The organism is Massilia sp. 01N410 (genome assembly GCF_056399665.1).
In genome coordinates this window covers 294,366-309,698 of record NZ_JBFTRV010000003.1, presented here as the reverse complement: position 1 = coordinate 309,698, position 15,333 = coordinate 294,366, and the positions used below count along the sequence as shown (strand labels likewise).

The 15,333-nt window shown below is 68.6% G+C and carries 12 protein-coding genes; 7 read left to right on the top strand and 5 right to left on the bottom strand.

The genetic code is table 11. The annotated features are described in order from the left end of the window. The first annotated feature begins 29 nt into the window (after nt 1-29). On the top strand, nt 30-1,619 hold the full coding sequence (locus AC1DOP_RS06360; protein WP_477250485.1) for a methyl-accepting chemotaxis protein: 1,590 nt from the start codon (nt 30-32) through the stop codon (nt 1,617-1,619). Here AC1DOP_RS06360 and nhaA read toward each other — a convergent pair. Further along, nucleotides 1,558-2,739: a Na+/H+ antiporter NhaA gene (gene nhaA, locus AC1DOP_RS06355; RefSeq protein WP_441933812.1), complete on the bottom strand. Its 1,182-nt coding sequence runs from the start codon at nt 2,737-2,739 to the stop codon at nt 1,558-1,560. The two genes, AC1DOP_RS06360 and nhaA, sit on opposite strands and share 62 nt — an antisense overlap. A gap of 183 nt (nt 2,740-2,922) precedes the next feature. Between nhaA and AC1DOP_RS06350 the strand changes: the two genes are divergently transcribed. The 3 genes from AC1DOP_RS06350 to AC1DOP_RS06340 all read left to right on the top strand — a co-directional run bounded on the left by AC1DOP_RS06350 (nt 2,923) and on the right by AC1DOP_RS06340 (nt 8,437). Beyond that, on the top strand, nt 2,923-6,222 hold the full coding sequence (locus AC1DOP_RS06350; protein WP_477250483.1) for an nSTAND1 domain-containing NTPase: 3,300 nt from the start codon (nt 2,923-2,925) through the stop codon (nt 6,220-6,222). Further along, nucleotides 6,219-6,620 (top strand): hypothetical protein, encoded by a 402-nt coding sequence (locus AC1DOP_RS06345; RefSeq protein WP_477250481.1) that lies wholly within the window; start codon nt 6,219-6,221, stop codon nt 6,618-6,620. The genes AC1DOP_RS06350 and AC1DOP_RS06345 overlap by 4 nt, the downstream gene beginning before the upstream one ends. 170 nt (nt 6,621-6,790) lie before the next feature. Then, entirely contained in the window at nt 6,791-8,437 is a 1,647-nt protein-coding gene (locus tag AC1DOP_RS06340; RefSeq protein WP_441933806.1) for a hypothetical protein, read from the top strand. Between the two features lies 1 nt (nt 8,438). Here the strand turns inward: AC1DOP_RS06340 and AC1DOP_RS06335 are convergent, their stop codons facing one another. Further along, nucleotides 8,439-9,350: a LysR family transcriptional regulator gene (locus AC1DOP_RS06335; RefSeq protein ID WP_441933804.1), complete on the bottom strand. Its 912-nt coding sequence runs from the start codon at nt 9,348-9,350 to the stop codon at nt 8,439-8,441. A gap of 130 nt (nt 9,351-9,480) precedes the next feature. Between AC1DOP_RS06335 and AC1DOP_RS06330 the strand changes: the two genes are divergently transcribed. From AC1DOP_RS06330 to tcuC, 3 genes are all read left to right on the top strand, one after another. Further along, on the top strand, nt 9,481-10,572 hold the full coding sequence (locus AC1DOP_RS06330; protein ID WP_477250478.1) for a porin: 1,092 nt from the start codon (nt 9,481-9,483) through the stop codon (nt 10,570-10,572). A gap of 26 nt (nt 10,573-10,598) precedes the next feature. Then, nucleotides 10,599-11,396: a substrate-binding domain-containing protein gene (locus AC1DOP_RS06325; RefSeq protein WP_441933800.1), complete on the top strand. Its 798-nt coding sequence runs from the start codon at nt 10,599-10,601 to the stop codon at nt 11,394-11,396. 139 nt (nt 11,397-11,535) lie between these two features. Further along, nucleotides 11,536-12,753, top strand: coding sequence for a tricarballylate/proton symporter TcuC (tcuC, locus tag AC1DOP_RS06320; RefSeq protein ID WP_477250562.1), 1,218 nt, complete (start codon nt 11,536-11,538; stop codon nt 12,751-12,753). A gap of 55 nt (nt 12,754-12,808) precedes the next feature. On the opposite strand, the gene AC1DOP_RS06315 is transcribed toward tcuC, so the two are convergent. The 3 genes from AC1DOP_RS06315 to AC1DOP_RS06305 are packed head-to-tail and all read right to left on the bottom strand — an operon-like array spanning nt 12,809 to nt 15,332. After that, on the bottom strand, nt 12,809-13,510 hold the full coding sequence (locus tag AC1DOP_RS06315) for an ABC transporter ATP-binding protein (protein WP_477250476.1): 702 nt from the start codon (nt 13,508-13,510) through the stop codon (nt 12,809-12,811). 32 nt (nt 13,511-13,542) lie between these two features. Next, nucleotides 13,543-14,313 (bottom strand): ABC transporter ATP-binding protein, encoded by a 771-nt coding sequence (locus tag AC1DOP_RS06310; protein ID WP_477250474.1) that lies wholly within the window; start codon nt 14,311-14,313, stop codon nt 13,543-13,545. Then, nucleotides 14,310-15,332 carry a branched-chain amino acid ABC transporter permease gene (locus tag AC1DOP_RS06305; protein ID WP_441933794.1) on the bottom strand — a complete coding sequence of 341 codons (1,023 nt, stop codon included), beginning with the start codon at nt 15,330-15,332 and terminating at the stop codon, nt 14,310-14,312. Before AC1DOP_RS06305 ends, AC1DOP_RS06310 begins: the two co-directional genes overlap by 4 nt. Nucleotide 15,333: the final 1 nt, after the last annotated feature.

The window sequence follows — 15,333 nt, the reverse complement described above, 5'->3', positions numbered from 1 at the left end:
CCGAACTGCTTCACCTCAAGAAAGACCCTATGCTTTCGAATTTCCGTATCGGTTCGCGCCTGGCGATCGGCTTCAGCATCACGATCGCCATCATGTTGCTGATGTCGCTGATCGGCATTAACCGCATCCGTCACACCAGCGCGCTCACCGACCAGATCGTCAAGCAGCGCTATGTGGCGGTTGAGCAGACCAACGTCATGCGCAGCTACGCCAACCGCGGCGCGCAGGCCTTGCGCAATGCCATGCTGGCAACCGACCCGGCGCAATCGGCCAAGTTCTTCGACGCCGTGCTCGATGCCGACCGCGTCGGCAGCGAAGCCGCCGGCAAGCTCGGCCAGCTGATGAGTTCGGACGAAGAAAGGAAGCTGCTCGGCGACCAGGGCAGTGCCTTCGCGGCCTTCACCGCCAAGCGCGCGCTAGCCATCGACCAGTTCAACAAGGGCGATCGCGCAGCCGCCATCGACTTCCTGTTCGCCACCGTGATCCCGCTGCAAAACGCCTATTTCGGCCGTCTCGACGCCTTGCTCAAGCACGAAACCGAACGCGTGGACCGGCTGGGCCAGGAGGCCTCCGAAGCGTCGCACGACGCCACCGTTCTCATGCTGGCGCTGCTGGCCCTGGCGACGGTCGTCTCGGCCCTTGCCGGCTACCTGATCACGAAGTCGGTCACCAGGCCGATCGGCGAAGCGGTGGCGCTCGCCGAAACCGTCGCCCAGGGCGACCTGACGATGAGGATCGAGGTCACGCGCGGCGACGAAACCGGACGCCTGATGGAGGCGCTCAAGACCATGGTGGCCAGCCTCACGCACACCGTGAGCGCGGTCCGTTCGAGCACCGACACCATCGCGACGGCTTCGGCGCAGATCGCCGCCGGCAACCTGAACCTGTCCTCGCGTACCGAAGCGCAGGCCGGCAGCCTCGAAGAAACCGCCTCGTCGATGGAAGGATTGACCTCGATCGTCAAGACCAACGCCGACAACGCGCGCCAGGCAAGACAGTTCGTCGTGTCGGCCGCCGACCACGCCAGCCGGGGCGGCGAGGTGGTCACCGAGGTGGTCTCGACCATGGGGGCGATCAAGCAAAGCTCGGCCAAGATCGTCGAGATCATCGGCGTGATCGACAGCATCGCCTTCCAGACCAATATCCTCGCGCTCAACGCCGCGGTGGAAGCGGCGCGTGCCGGCGAACAGGGCCGCGGCTTCGCCGTAGTGGCGGCCGAGGTGCGCAACCTGGCGCAGCGCTCGGCCGGCGCGGCCAAGGAGATCAAGGCGCTGATCGAGGACTCGGTCGCCAAGGTCGACGCCGGCGGCCGCCTGGTCGACCAGGCCGGCAGCACGATGAGCGACATCGTCGGCTCGGTGAACAAGGTGGCCGCGCTGATGAACGAATTCGCCGCCGCCAGCGCGGAGCAGAGCACGGGCATCGAGCAGGTCAACATTGCCATCGTCGAGATGGATCAATCCACCCAGCAGAACGCCGCGCTGGTCGAGGAGGCCGCGGCGGCGGCGGCGAGCCTGGAAGAGGAGGCGCATCACCTGTCGGACGCCGTCGGCGTGTTCAAACTGCACGCGGGGTCGTTGGATCGCCTGCCGCCGCGCCGGCCAGCCTTAAGCATGTGAAGCCGGCCACGCCGGATACCAGCGAGGCGACCAGGATCGCCATCTTCGACCCGTTGACGATGCCGGCCTCGCCCGTGAAGGCGAGATTGGTGATGAAGATCGACATGGTGAAGCCGATCCCGCCCAGCAGGCCGGCGCCGAGCACGTGGCGCCAGGCCAGGCCGGGCGGCAGGCGGCACAGCCCGAGCGACACGGCGGCGAAGCTCGCCAGCACGATCCCGACCGGTTTTCCGGCGCCCAGGCCGAGGACGATGCCCAGGCTGTTGGACGTCATCAGTCCCTGCACCCAGTCCGCGCCGATCGTCACGCCCGTGTTTGCCAGGGCGAAGACCGGCAGGATCAGGAAGGCCACCGGCTTGTGCAGCAGGTGTTCGAGCCGGTGCGATGGCGAAGTCTCGTCGTCGCTCCTGGCGGAATACGGGATCGCAAAGGCCAGCAGGACGCCGGCGATGGTCGCGTGCACGCCGGACTTCAGCATGCAGAACCACATCAGGACACCGCCCAGCAGATAGGGCGCCAGGGCCATCACGCGTCCCATCCGGTTCAGCAGCACCAGCAGGACGAACACCGCCAGCGCCGCGGCCAGCCAGCCGAGCGAGACTTCCGCCGTATAGAAGAGAGCGATCACGACGATGGCCCCGAGGTCGTCCATGACCGCCAGGGCCGTAAGGAAGATCTTCAGCGAGGCCGGCACGCGGCTGCCCAGCAGGGCCAGCACGCCGAGGGCGAAGGCGATGTCGGTGGCCATCGGGATGCCGAGCCCCGCCTGCGTCGGCGTGCCGTGGTTCAGGCCGAAATGGATGAGCGCCGGGACGACGATCCCGCCGGCCGCCGCCACGATGGGGAGCAGGGCGTTCTTCAGCTCGGACAGTTCGCCGTTGTACAGCTCGCGTTCCAGTTCGAGCCCGATCAGCAGGAAGAACACCGCCATCAAGGCGTCGTTGACCCAGTTTTCCACCGTCAGGCCGGCCAAGGGCTGCTGCCAGAAATGCAGGTATTGCCCGCCCAGCGGCGAGTTCGCAAGCAGGAGGGAGACGAGGGTGCAGAGGATCAGGACGGTGCCGCCGGCTTTTCCGGATGCGGCAAATTCTTGGAAAGTATTCGAGAGGAAGCGGGTCATATGGGCGTGATTTGACCGCGTGGCGGCCCGACCAGCGCGAATCCTGTCGTACCGGGCGGTACGATCACCCAGCCGCTATTATAGCCGGGTGTGGAATGTGCGACGCCGCCTTTCCCATTTTGCATGTCGGGATGATATGATGCTCAGAATCATTATTTTGTTTTTTTGCATCTGTCCCCCGTAATGGAATCACAGCAATTTCTCTTTGGCGAATGGGTGGTCGACCCCTCGACCAACAGCATTCACCAATCGGGGGAACGCCGGCAGATGGAGCCGCGGGCCATGGAAGTGCTCGTGGTGCTGTGCAAGGCGGCCGGCAAGATCGTCAGCGCCGATGAACTGCTGGCGCAATGCTGGCGCACCGACGTCTACGGCGACAATCCCGTCCACAAGATCCTCGCCCAGCTGCGGCGCCTGCTCGGCGACACCGCCAGTGCGCCCAGCTACATCGAAACCGTGCGCAAGCGCGGCTACCGCACCCTGGCCCCGGTCAGCTTCGGCAAATCGGGGCAGGGGACGGCCGGCAGGTGGGCGGACCGGACCCCGTTCCGCGGGCTGGCCGCCTTCGATGAAACGCATGCCCAGGTCTTCTTCGGCCGCGACGAGGCCATCCGCCGGCTCCTGAAGTCGGTGGACGCCCAGATCGGGGCGGGGCTGGCGCTGCAGCTGGTGCTCGGGCCCAGCGGCTCGGGCAAGTCCTCGCTGGTCCGCGCCGGCCTGTTCCCGGCGCTGGCGCCGGCGCTGCGCGGCGGCGAAGCGGCCCTGCTGTCCACCACCGTCTTCGATCTCGCCGAGCAGGGCGAGCAGAGCCTGCTGGTCGCCCTGGCCGGCGCCATGCTCGACCTGCAGGCCGGCGATGACGGCGTGTTCCCCGGCGACAGCGCGATGTCCCTCGCGGCGCGCCTCGAACACGACCGTGAAGGCGTGCTGCGCCAGATGACGCAAGCCCTGGCCGCGGGGCAGAGAGACTACGGCCAGCTGCGCTTCGGCATCTTCATCGACCATGCCGAGGCCCTGTTCGCGCCGGGCCGCTGTACGGACGCGGAACGCGACGCGCTGCTGGGCACCATCGAAGCCGTGGCCCGCAGCGGCGCGGCCCTGCTGGTGATCGGCTGCCGCAACGATTTTTATCCGCACATCGCCCGCCATCCTTTGCTGATGGACGGGAAGCCGCATGGCGCCCACTTCGACCTGGCGCCGCCGACGTTCGCCGAGATCGCCCAGATCATCCGCCTGCCGGTGGCCGCCGCCGGACTCTCCTTCGGCACCGATCCGCAGAGCCAGGCGCGCCTGGACGACGTGCTGTGCGAAAGCGCCGCCGCCAGCCCGGACGCCTTGCCGCTGCTGCAGTACTGCCTGCAGGAGCTGTATGCCCTGCGCAGCGACAGCGGCGAGCTGGGTTTCGACGCCTTCCGCCAGCTCGGCGGCGTCGAGGGCGCGATCGCCCAGCGCGCCGAGCAGGTGGTCGCCCGCTTCGACGAGGCGCAAAAGGCCGCGCTGGAGCGCGTCATGTCGCTGGTGGTGGTCATCGCCGCCAACGAGGAGACCGTGACCAGCCGCCGGGCGCCGTGGTCGGCGCTGCGCGGCGAGGCCGAGCGCCGGGTGGTCGACGCCCTGGTCGAATCGCGCCTGTTCGTCAGCGAGCTGCTGGGCGAGGTGCCCGGTTTCGGCATCGCCCACGAAGCCATCCTGCGGCGCTGGCCGCGCATGCGCGAATGGATCGAGGTCCACAAGAGCGCCTTGCTGGAGCATGCGCGGCTGGCCAACCAGGCCGCGCGCTGGGTGCGCGAAGGGCGCAGCGCCGAGCTGCTGCTGCCGCGCGGTAAACAACTGGAAGCGGCGCGGACGTTGCAGGAGTCCGGCCAGTTCGCGCTGAGCGAAGACCAGGCGCAGTTGATCCGCCTGTCGCTGCACCGCGCACGCAGGGGCGAGCGCCTGCGGCTGATGGCCATGGGCAGCATCGTCGTGCTTGCGCTGCTGGCGCTGGCGCTGGGCATCAGCGCCACCGCCTCGCGCAAGCTGGCCGAGCAGCGCCGCCTCGAGGCCGAAGGCCTGATGGGCTATATGCTGGGCGACTTCGCGGACAAGCTGCGCCCTCTCGGCCGCCTCGACCTGCTCGACGGCGTCAGCACCAAGGCCCTCGACTACCTCGGCGCCAGGGGCGAACAGGAGTCGAGCATGACCGCGCTGGCGCAGCGCGCGCAGGCGCTGCAGGTCATCGCCGAAGTGCGCCGCGCGCGCGGCGATTCCAAAGGCGCGGTGCAGGCGCTGGACGCGGGCCAGCGCATTCTCATGGAACAGCATGGCCGCGCGCCGGCGAACGTCGAGGTGCTCAAGAACCTGGGTGTGAATGCGTATTGGCTTGGGCAGGTGGCGAAGGACCGCAGCGACTTCGACAAGGCTGCCGCGCACTGGCAGGACTACCGCCGCTTCAGCGACGACCTGAGCCGCCTCGAGCCCGGCAACGTGACGTGGTGGATGGAGCAGTCCTACGCCCACAACAATCTCGGCTCGCTGGCGGTTTCGGGTGGCGATCCCCAGACCGCGGCGCGTGAATTCGAACAGTCGATCGCCCTCAAGCGCCGTGTGCTCGAGCGCCAGCCGAACGACCGGCCGCTGTTGAAAGAGCTGGCGGGAAGCGTTTCGTGGCTGGGCGCCGCCAGACAGGCGCTGGGCGAGTTGAGTGCCGCGGGCGCACTGTATGAAGAGGAGATGGCGATCGTCCAGCGGCTGCGGGCAATGGCGCCGGGCGAGGCGCTGTGGGCCAGGAGCGAGGCCTGGGCGCTCCAGCACCGGGCCGCCAACCGCCTGGCACAGGGTCAGGACGAGGCGGCGCTGCACGACTACCGGGCCGCGCGCCTGCTGATGGCAGGACTTGCGAAGGCGGACGAGAAGAATCTCGGCTGGCAGGCCGAAGCCGGTGGGCTGGAATTGCAGGAGCTGGTCATCATGGCGCGCACCGAAGGCAGCGCCCGCGCCGTCGCCGCGATGCGGGATCTGCATGCGCGCATGGCCGGCCTGGCGGCAAGGGATCCGAAAAACGCCACCTGGGCGCGAACGGCGGGCCTGACCCAGGCCTGGCTGGCGGAACTGCTGCTGCAGGACGGCCGGGCCGGGCCCGCACGCGAAGAAATCCAGGCTGCGTTGGCGCGGCTGCGTGAACTCCACGCCGCCAACAAGGCAAACAAGACCCTGGGCCAGGCCCTGATCCGGGCCTTGCTGGTGTCGGCCGACGTCGACAATGCCGCGGGCGACGGCGCCGCGGCGCGCACGGCCTGCCGTGGCGTCGTCGACATGCTGGGGCCGGACGCGCCGTCCTCGCGCGACTACTATGTGCTCGAGCCCTGGGTCAGGGCCAACTACTGTCTCGGCCAGGACGGTCCCGCCGGGCAGGCGGCCGGGCGCCTCAAGAGCTTCGGCTTCGCCGACCGCGGCTATCTGCAATTCCTGTCTTTACAAAGCAAAACGAAAGGGAAGTCATGAAGACGGCTACACCACAACGCAGCGTCACGATCGCGATCTGCGGCCGCAGCGCGGACGACGCCCAAGTCAGGTACAGCTACTGGTCGCCGGTCGACGGCGTCACGCGCACCGCCACGTCGAGGTGCCACCTGGACCAGACGCGCGCGACCAACACGCTGTTCCTGCTGGATTACCAGTCCAGCCTGAACGGCTGGACGATCACCGGCGTCGAGCCGAATCCGGCCGGCGCACCGGCGCTGGAAACCATCCCCGGCCCGGCCGGGCAGTCGGTGATGACGCTGTTCCCGAGCCTGCCCGTCGCCGAGACCTTCAAGTTCTTCATCGTGTACACGAACACCCTGACGGGCGCGGTGGTCCGTTTCGATCCGCAGGAAGACAACACCCCGGTCCCGCCATGATGCACTGAGCTTCGCTCTTCCAGCATGAAATACGGGCCGCGCATTGTCGTGGCCCGTGTCTTTTTTAATCTTTGAAATCAAACGCTTAGCATCCGGAAGGAAACCGGAAGGTATCTGCACGGCGATTCCCCTACAGTTCGTCCGCCGTCAATCAAGCAAGGGGAAACAGCATGACATCGACCACCGACCGGCCGCCGCACAGCGGGGACGAGCGCAAGCGCCAGCGCCAGGCCTGGAGCCTGAAATCCGCCGAGGGCGGCTGGCCTTACTTCGCTTCCACCGCATTGGTCGCGGTCCCGGGCGGCAACCGGCCGATGGACGAGATCGTGATCGGCAACCAGGTGCTGACCGCCGTCCGGCATGGCGTGGAATGGGAATGGTCGGCCCGCGAAGTGCAGTTCAGCGCCGGCTCGCCGCCGAATACCACCGGCGTCGGCAACGTGATGTTCTACATCGAGTACGGCGGCCAGCAGCCGGGCCAGCGCCGCCAGGCCATGGTGGCGTCGCCCAACCAGCTGTTCCTGCTGGCTGGCGGCGGCATCCTGAAGCGGGCCGACCAGCTGGTGCCGGGGACCGACTGCCTGGTCGATCCGCAAGGGCGGGCGGTGCCGGTCGCGCGCATTCACAGCGGCAGCTATTTCGGCGCCGTGCACCATATCGCGACCGAGGTGCCGGACTATGGGGAATTCCGCGGCAGCCTGGACAAGCACTTCATCATCGTCAACGGCGTCGTCTGCGGCGACTTCGCGCTCCAGCGCTACCAGCATGCCGAGTCGATGCAGCCTCACCTGGCGTCCAGCGCCGACCATCCGGCGGTCGGCACCGCGGCCTACCGATCCCGCCACGCCACGGTGTGCCGCTCGGCTTTCGGCGCCGCCGTCGACCTGGACGCCGGTCCGGTCGTGCATCCGGAGTTCGTGCCCGACATCGAGTCGGCCACCGTCATCCCGCCGCGCGCGGCGACGCTGTTCACGCCCAGGCAGGAGGCGCGGCTGCTCGAGCCGGACGTGCCGGCGCGGCCGATGTCGGACGCCACCAACCGCTGGATGGCGGCCTACTACTCGCGTCTTTACGCGACCTTCTGTCCCGGCATCCGCTTTCACGTCGACTGGACCAGCCAGCGTCCGAACGTGTTCGCGTTCACCGAATACGGCCAGAAGACCGTCGTCATTGGCGGTGGACTCCTGCGCCTGGAAGCCCTGTACGACGGCGCGATGGCGGTGGCGCTGGCCTTCGGCGCCGCCTGTCTGGCGGACCAGGGCGGCTCGCGGCCGCTCGATAAACCGCCGGGAACCGGGCGCGCACTGTACGAAGGCATCGCCGTGGTCGCCGGCAGTGCGCTCCAGGGCGGCAACGCCTGGCGCGAGACCATGCAGGCCGGGACGCGCCAGCTGGGCGAACTGGTCGCGGCGCTGATTGGCAAGCAGGACCGGCCGGCCGACGTCGAGTCACTGGAATGCCTGCTGGAGGCGATGCGCGCCGCCGTCGAGGGCGAGGAACTGCCGCGCTGCGTCGGCGGGCCGACGCCCGGCGGCCTGCAGGTGGTGTCGGCCAGCTACGACGGCGCTAGCGGACAGCTGAACATCTCCTTCAGCGACGCGGTGCATCCGCACGGTGCCGGCAATCCGCACAACTACCGCATCCATCCGGCGGCGGCGGTGCGGGCGGTGCAGGTCCATCCGCGGCGCCCGGCGGCGGTCGCCCTCGTGGTCGACCTCGCGCCCGGCGAGTACACGCTCGAGGTGAGCAACGTGCGGGCGGCGGACGGTTCCACGCTCGATCCACTGGCCGCTTCGGCGCCGGTGGAGGCGGGCTGAATCAGCTTGCGGCCGGGCGCTTCAGCAGCGCTTCGGACAGCATCTCGAACAGGGTGCGCGCCGCCGGCGCCATGCTGTGATTGCGCTTGCTGATCAGGCCCAGGGTGCGCTTGATTTCCGGATTCACCAGCGGCACGCCGACGATGCCCTCCAGCCGCTCCGGCAGCACGGACAGGCCGGGCACCGCGGCCACGCCCATGCCCGCTTCGACCAGGGCCAGCACGCCGGACACGTGGTTGACCTCGCAGAAGATGAGGGGGTGCTTTTCCACGCCGGCCAGCGCGGCGTCGATCACGCTGCGGTTGCCGCTCGACTTGGCGACCGAGATATAGCGTTCGTCGACGGTCTCCTTCCAGCTCAGCACCTTGCGCGTCGCCAGCGGATGGTCGCGCCGCATCGCCAGCACATAGCTCTCCACGTAGATCGGGTCGAACACGATCTCCGGGTTCTCGGCGCCGGCGAAGTTGATGCCGAAGTCGGCCTCACCGTTCAGCACCAGGTTCAGCACGTCCTGCGCGCTCTCGTCGTGCACGCGCACGCGGATGCGCGGGAAGCGCGCGCTGAAGCGTTTCAGTACCTCCGGCAGGAAATGCCAGACGGCGGTCGGCACGCAGGCGAGGGTAACGGTGCCGGTGCGGTGGGCCGCGAGGTCGGCGACGCCCAGCACCGCGTCTTCGAGGTCGTCGAGCGCGGTGCGCACGTTCACCAGGAAGGTCTGGCCCACATTGGTCAGGCGCACGCGGCGGGTGGTGCGCTCGAACAGCTTCACGCCCAGGCTGTCCTCCAGCTTGTCGATGCGGCGGCTGAGCGCCGATTGCGACAGGAACAGGTCGTCCGCGGCCTGGCGAAAGCTGCCGCGCTCGGCCACGGCAACGAAGGCCTGCAAGTCGTGGAGTTCGTAATTGATGCGCATGGCGCAAGAATACGCTGGAAAATTGCAATTATCAAATGAACCCGTATGAAGCATGATTGGCGCAATAAGCAATAAGCAATAAGCAATAAGCAACCAGCCTCGCCAAGAAGGCTTTTCATACGGAGACAAAGTGCGTCAATCATGCATCCTTGCGGCCCTGCTCGTGTCGAGCGGCGCCTGCCTGGCCCAGAGCAGCGTCGAGCTGTACGGCATCGCCGACCTCGGCCTGCGCGCCACCAGCGGCCTGAGCGCCAAGAACACGCCCGCCACGCCGGGCACGGCGACCGCCGTCAGCAGCGGCGTCGACAACACCAGCCGCTGGGGCTTCAAGGGCCAGGAATCGCTGGGCGGCGGCTGGAAAGCCCTGTTCCGGCTCGAAGGCGGCATCAATGCCGATACCGGCACCTCGGCCAAGAGCGACCGCATGTTCGACCGCCTGGCCTGGGCCGGCCTCGATTCCCCCTACGGCACGCTGGCACTGGGACGCCAGACCAACCTCCTGTCCGATGCGCTCATTCCCGTCGACCCGCTCGGCAAGCGCGACGCTTCCTTCAACCCGAACATCAACATCGCGGGCCTGAGCAATACCGCCTTCGGTACCCACGCCTTCGGGCGCCAGTATGGTCCCAGCGGCTACGCGGACAACTTCTACCGCCTCGACAACACGGTCAAGTACACCGGCAACCTCGGCCCCTGGCAGGCACGCGCCGCATATTCCTTCGGCGAGGTGCCGGGCGACGCGGCGGCATCGTCGAGCCACGGCGTGGCCCTGGCCTACCAGCGCCCGGACTGGGTCGTCTCCGGCGCGACGACGCAATTCCGCAGCCGCGAGGGCATGCCGCTCGACGCCTGGAGCGTTGGCGCGGCGCTCAAGCAGGGCGCCTGGCAGTTCAAGGCCAACGCCGCCCGCAACGAGGCCGTGACGGGCCCGGACAAGAGCGTGCACCAGCGCGTGCTGTCCGCGGGCCTGAGCCGCGCCATGGGACAGCACCTGCTCGTCACCACCGCCTGGTACGCCGTGCGGCGCGAAGCCAGCGGCCTGCCCGACGACGGCTTCGACCGCGGCTTCCTGTTCGTCGAAGAGACCCTGGCGCCGCGCACCACCGCCTACCTCGAAGCCGATTACACGGTCTGGCGCGGCGACGCCGCGGGCCTGACCGCTTCCCGTCCCAACGACCGCCACGGCACCGGCCTGACGCTGGGCCTCATGCAGAAGTTTTAACCAATAACCGATACAAGGAGACCGCCATGCGATCACATCACCTGAAAAACACCGCGATGACGGCACTGGCCGCGCTTGCACTGGTCGCCACTTCCACCAACGCCGCCCACGCCACCGATCTCCACGTCGTCAGCTCGGGCGGTTTCGCCCAGGCCTACAAGGACCTGGCCGCGCCTTACGAGCGCGCCAGCGGCGACCACCTGGTCTCGGCATGGGGCCCTTCGATGGGCGCGACGAAGAACGCGATCCCGGCGCGGCTGGAGCGCGGCGAGCCGATCGACGTCGTCATCATGGTCGGCGACGCCCTCGACAAGCTGATGGCCGAAGGCCGCCTCGAACCGGGCAGCAAGGTCGTCCTCGCCAACTCGCCGATCGCCTGCGCGGTCCGCCACGGCGCCGCCAGGCCGGACATCGGCAGCGTCGACGCCCTGCGCGCCGCCTTCCTGGCCGCGCCCCGGGTGGCCTATTCGGACAGCGCGAGCGGCGAATACATCCGGCGCCAGCTGCTCGACAAGCTCGGCATCCGCAAGCAGATGGAGGGCAGGGCGGCCCAGATTCCGGCGACCCCGGTCGGCGAGATCATCGCCCACGGCGAGGCCGATTTCGGCTGCCAGCAGCGCAGCGAACTGAAACCCGTGCAGGGCATCGACATCGTCGGCCTGCTGCCGCAGGAAGTGCAGCTGAAGACGGAATTCTCCGGCGCCGTGGTGCGCGGCAGCCGCCATCCGGACGCCGCCCGGGCCCTGCTGCGCTTCCTCGCCGCGCCGTCGAACGCCGGCGCCATCGAGGCGACCGGGCTGGAACCGGCCGCCGCGGCCCACTGATCAACCTTCTGCGGAGCTCATCATGTCCATCGATTCCACCGTCAACGCGCACCATGCGGCGCCGGCCGCATCCCCGCCGGCGCGCGCCCCGTCCAGGCTCGGCGCCGTCATCCGGGTCACGAGCGGGAATTTCATCGAGATGTACGATTTCTTCCTGTTCGGCTTCTACGCGCACCAGATCGCCAAGGCCTTCTTCCCGAGCACCAGCGAGTACGCCGCGCTGATGATGACCTTCGCCACCTTCGGCGCCGGCTTCTTCATGCGTCCGCTGGGCGCCATCGTCCTGGGCAGCTATATCGACCGCATCGGCCGCCGCAAGGGCCTGGTGCTGACGCTCGGGATCATGGCGTCCGGCACGGCGCTGATCGCCTTCGTGCCCGGCTATGCCACCATCGGCCTGCTGGCGCCGCTGCTGGTGCTGATCGGCCGCCTGCTGCAGGGCTTCTCCGCGGGCGTCGAACTGGGCGGCGTGTCGGTCTACCTGTCCGAGATGGCGACGCCCGGCAACAAGGGCTTCTACGTCAGCTGGCAGTCGGCCAGCCAGCAGGTGGCCGTGATCTTCGCCGCCGCGCTGGGCTATGGCCTCAACAACGCCATGCCGAAGGACGTCATCGCCGACTGGGGCTGGCGCATTCCCTTCTTCATCGGCTGCTCGATCATCCCGGTGGTCTTCTATATCCGCCGCTCGCTGCAGGAGACCGAAGCCTACCTGGCGCAAAAGTCGCACCCGACCTTCCGCCAGATGATGCGCACCATCGCCTGGAACTGGCCGCTGGTCGCCGCCGGCACCATGCTGGTGGTGATGACGACGGTCGCCTTCTACCTGATCACCGTGTACACGCCGACCTTCGGCAAGAGCGTGCTCCACCTGAGCACCGCGGACAGCCTGCTGGTGACCCTGTGCGTCGGCCTGTCGAATTTCATCTGGCTGCCGGTCATGGGCGCGCTCTCCGACCGTATCGGCCGCTGGCCGGTGATGGCGGTCTGCTCGGCGCTGGCGGCACTGACGGCCTATCCGGCGCTGTCCTGGCTGATCGCCCATCCGAGCTTCGGCAACATGGTGATGGTCGAGCTGTGGCTGTCCTTCCTGTACGGCAGCTATAACGGCGCCACCATCGCCGCGCTCACCGAGATCATCCCGGTCCAGGTGCGCACCACCGGCTTTTCGCTGGCCTACAGCCTGGCGACGGCGCTGTTCGGCGGCCTGACGCCGCTGGTGTCGACCTGGCTGATCGAAGCCACCGGCGACAAGGCGGCACCCGGCTACTGGATGGCGCTCGCCGGCGCGATCAGCCTGGTCGCCACCTTCCTCGTGTACCGCGGCATCATCAAGGAGCGGGCCCTGCCTCGCTCCTGATCCGCGCCTGACTCCTTGCTGGCGGCGCTGTCGGACCCGCGCAGCCCTGAAGCGATCACACCCCCAGATAGCGCGCCAGCGTGTCCGGTTCGGCCAGCAGCCCGGCCGAGCCGCCGCGCGCCACCACCTGGCCCTTTTCCAGCACCACCGCGGAATCGGTATGCGAGAGCACCGCATGGTAGTTGCGGTCGACGATCAGGGTGCTGATGCCGGTCTTGCCGATCTCCGCGATCACGCGCCAGATCTCCGCCACGATCAGCGGGGCCAGGCCTTCGGTCGCCTCGTCGAGGATCATCAGGTCCGGATTCGTCATCAGCGCGCGGCCGATCGACAGCATCTGCTGCTCGCCGCCGGACAGCTGGTGGCCGCCGTGGCCGAGACGCTCGGCCAGGCGCGGGAAGATGTCCAGCACGCGCTCGTAAGTCCAGTCATTGCGCCCGCCGGGGCCGCGGCGCGCCGTCATCACCAGGTTCTCGCGCACCGACAGGTTGGGGAAGATGCCGCGCCCTTCGGGCACGTAGCCGATGCCGAGCCGCGCCATGCGTTCCGGCGCGTTGCCCGTTACCTCGCGCCCGCGCCAGCTCACCGTGCCGGACGCCGCCGGCACATAGCCCATCAGCGAGCGGATCAGGGTGGTCTTGCCCATGCCGTTACGGCCGAGCAGGCCGACCGCGGTGCCCGGCGCGATCTCGAGGTCGACCCCCTGCAGGATGTGGCTGTCGCCGTAATAGGTGTTCAGTGCGCTAATCTGGAGCAAGGCAAACCTCTCGGTGTCGGGGCGTGGACGTTTCAGGCATGGGCGTCGCCCAGGTAGGCGCGCTGCACCTCGGGGCTGGAGCGCACGTCGGCGGGCGAGCCGCTGGCGATCACGGCGCCGTTGACCATCACCGTGATGCGGTCGGCCACGCGGAATACCGCATCCATGTCGTGCTCGACCAGCAGGATGGCGTGGCCGGGGCGCAGGCGCTCCAGCATGGCCAGCATGCGTTCGCTCTCCTCGGCGCCCATGCCGGCCAGCGGCTCGTCGAGCAGCAGCACCTGGGGCGCGGTGGCGAGGCACATGGCGATTTCGAGCTGGCGCTTCTTCCCGTGGCTCATGCTGCCGGCGTTCAGGTGGAGGGCGTCGGACAGGCCGGTGGCGTCCAGCGCGGCGCGCGCCTCCTCGAGGCTGGCGCGGCAGGACTGGGCACCCTGCCACAGGCTCCAGGGCTTCTGGCGCGCGGCCTGGGCCGCGAGCCGGCAGTTCTCCAGCACCGACAGGGCCGGGAAGATCGTGGTGCGCTGGTAGCTGCGGCCCACGCCCGAGCGCGCGCGGCGCGGCTGCGACAGCCCGGTGATGTCCCTGCCGTCGAGGCGGATCTGGCCGGAGGACAGCGGGATTTCGCCGGACAGCAGGTTGATCAGGGTCGACTTGCCGGCGCCGTTGGTGCCGATCACCGCGTGCACCTGGCCGCAGTGCAGGTCGATCGAGACGCCGTCGACGGCGACCAGGCCGCCGAAGCGGCGCGTCAGGCCGCTGGCCTGCATCAGGGGAGTGGCGCTCATGCTCTGGTCGCTCATGGGCGGCCCCGCTTGAGGGAGAAGCGCCGGCCGATGCCGACCAGCCCCTTCGGCAACAGGGCGACGAAGGCGATCATGGTCAGGCCGAGGGTCAGTTGCCAGCGTCCGGCGATGGCCGGGCCGAGCAGCGCTTCGGACGAATAGAATTCCTTGAGCAGCACGAAGGCGGCGGCGCCGATCACGGCCCCGCGCAGCGAGCCCAGGCCGCCGAGGATGATCATCATCAGCACCGCGCCAGACTCGTGCCAGGACAGCAGTTCCGGGTTGACCACGCCGTTCTTCGAGACGTAGAGGAAGCCCGCCACGCCCGCCAGCGCGCCCGCCAGCACGAAGGCGGCCAGCTTGTAGCGGTAGGTCTGGAAGCCGGCCGCGCGCATGCGCTGCTCGTTGATGCGGATGCCCGCCAGCGCATGCCCGAAGCGCGAGCGCAGCACCAGCGCGAGGAAGGCGTAGCACAGCACCAGCAGGCCGAGGGCGGCGAAGTAGAGGTGGAGCGGCTGTTCGAAGTCGGCCAGCACCGTGTCGCCGGCCTTGAGCACCGGGCGCATCATCAGGTACATGCCGTCGCTGCCGCCGCCGATCGGGGTGTCGTGGAACACGAAGTAGGCCATCTGGGCGAAGGCCAGGGTCACCATGATGAAATAGACTTCGCGCGTGCGCAGGCTGAGCGCGCCGACCAGCAGCGCATACGCGGCCGCGGCCAGCATCGACAGTCCGAGCAGCAGCAGCGGCGAACCAGCCTCGTACTGGGGCGCGGCCAGCGCGGTGGCGTAGGCGCCGATGCCGAAGAAGGCCGCGTGCCCGAGGCTGACCAGGCCGGTGGTGCCGGCCAGCAGTTCGAGGCTGAGGGCGAAGATCGCGTAGATGACGATCTTCATCACCAGTTCCTGGTAATAGGTCTCGAGCACCAGCGGCGCGAAGGCCAGGACGACGGCGACGGCGGCCGGCGCCAGCCAGTCGCCGCGCCAGCGCGCACGCGGTGCGACGGCGCCTGCCGCGAGGGGGACGGAAGAATGCATC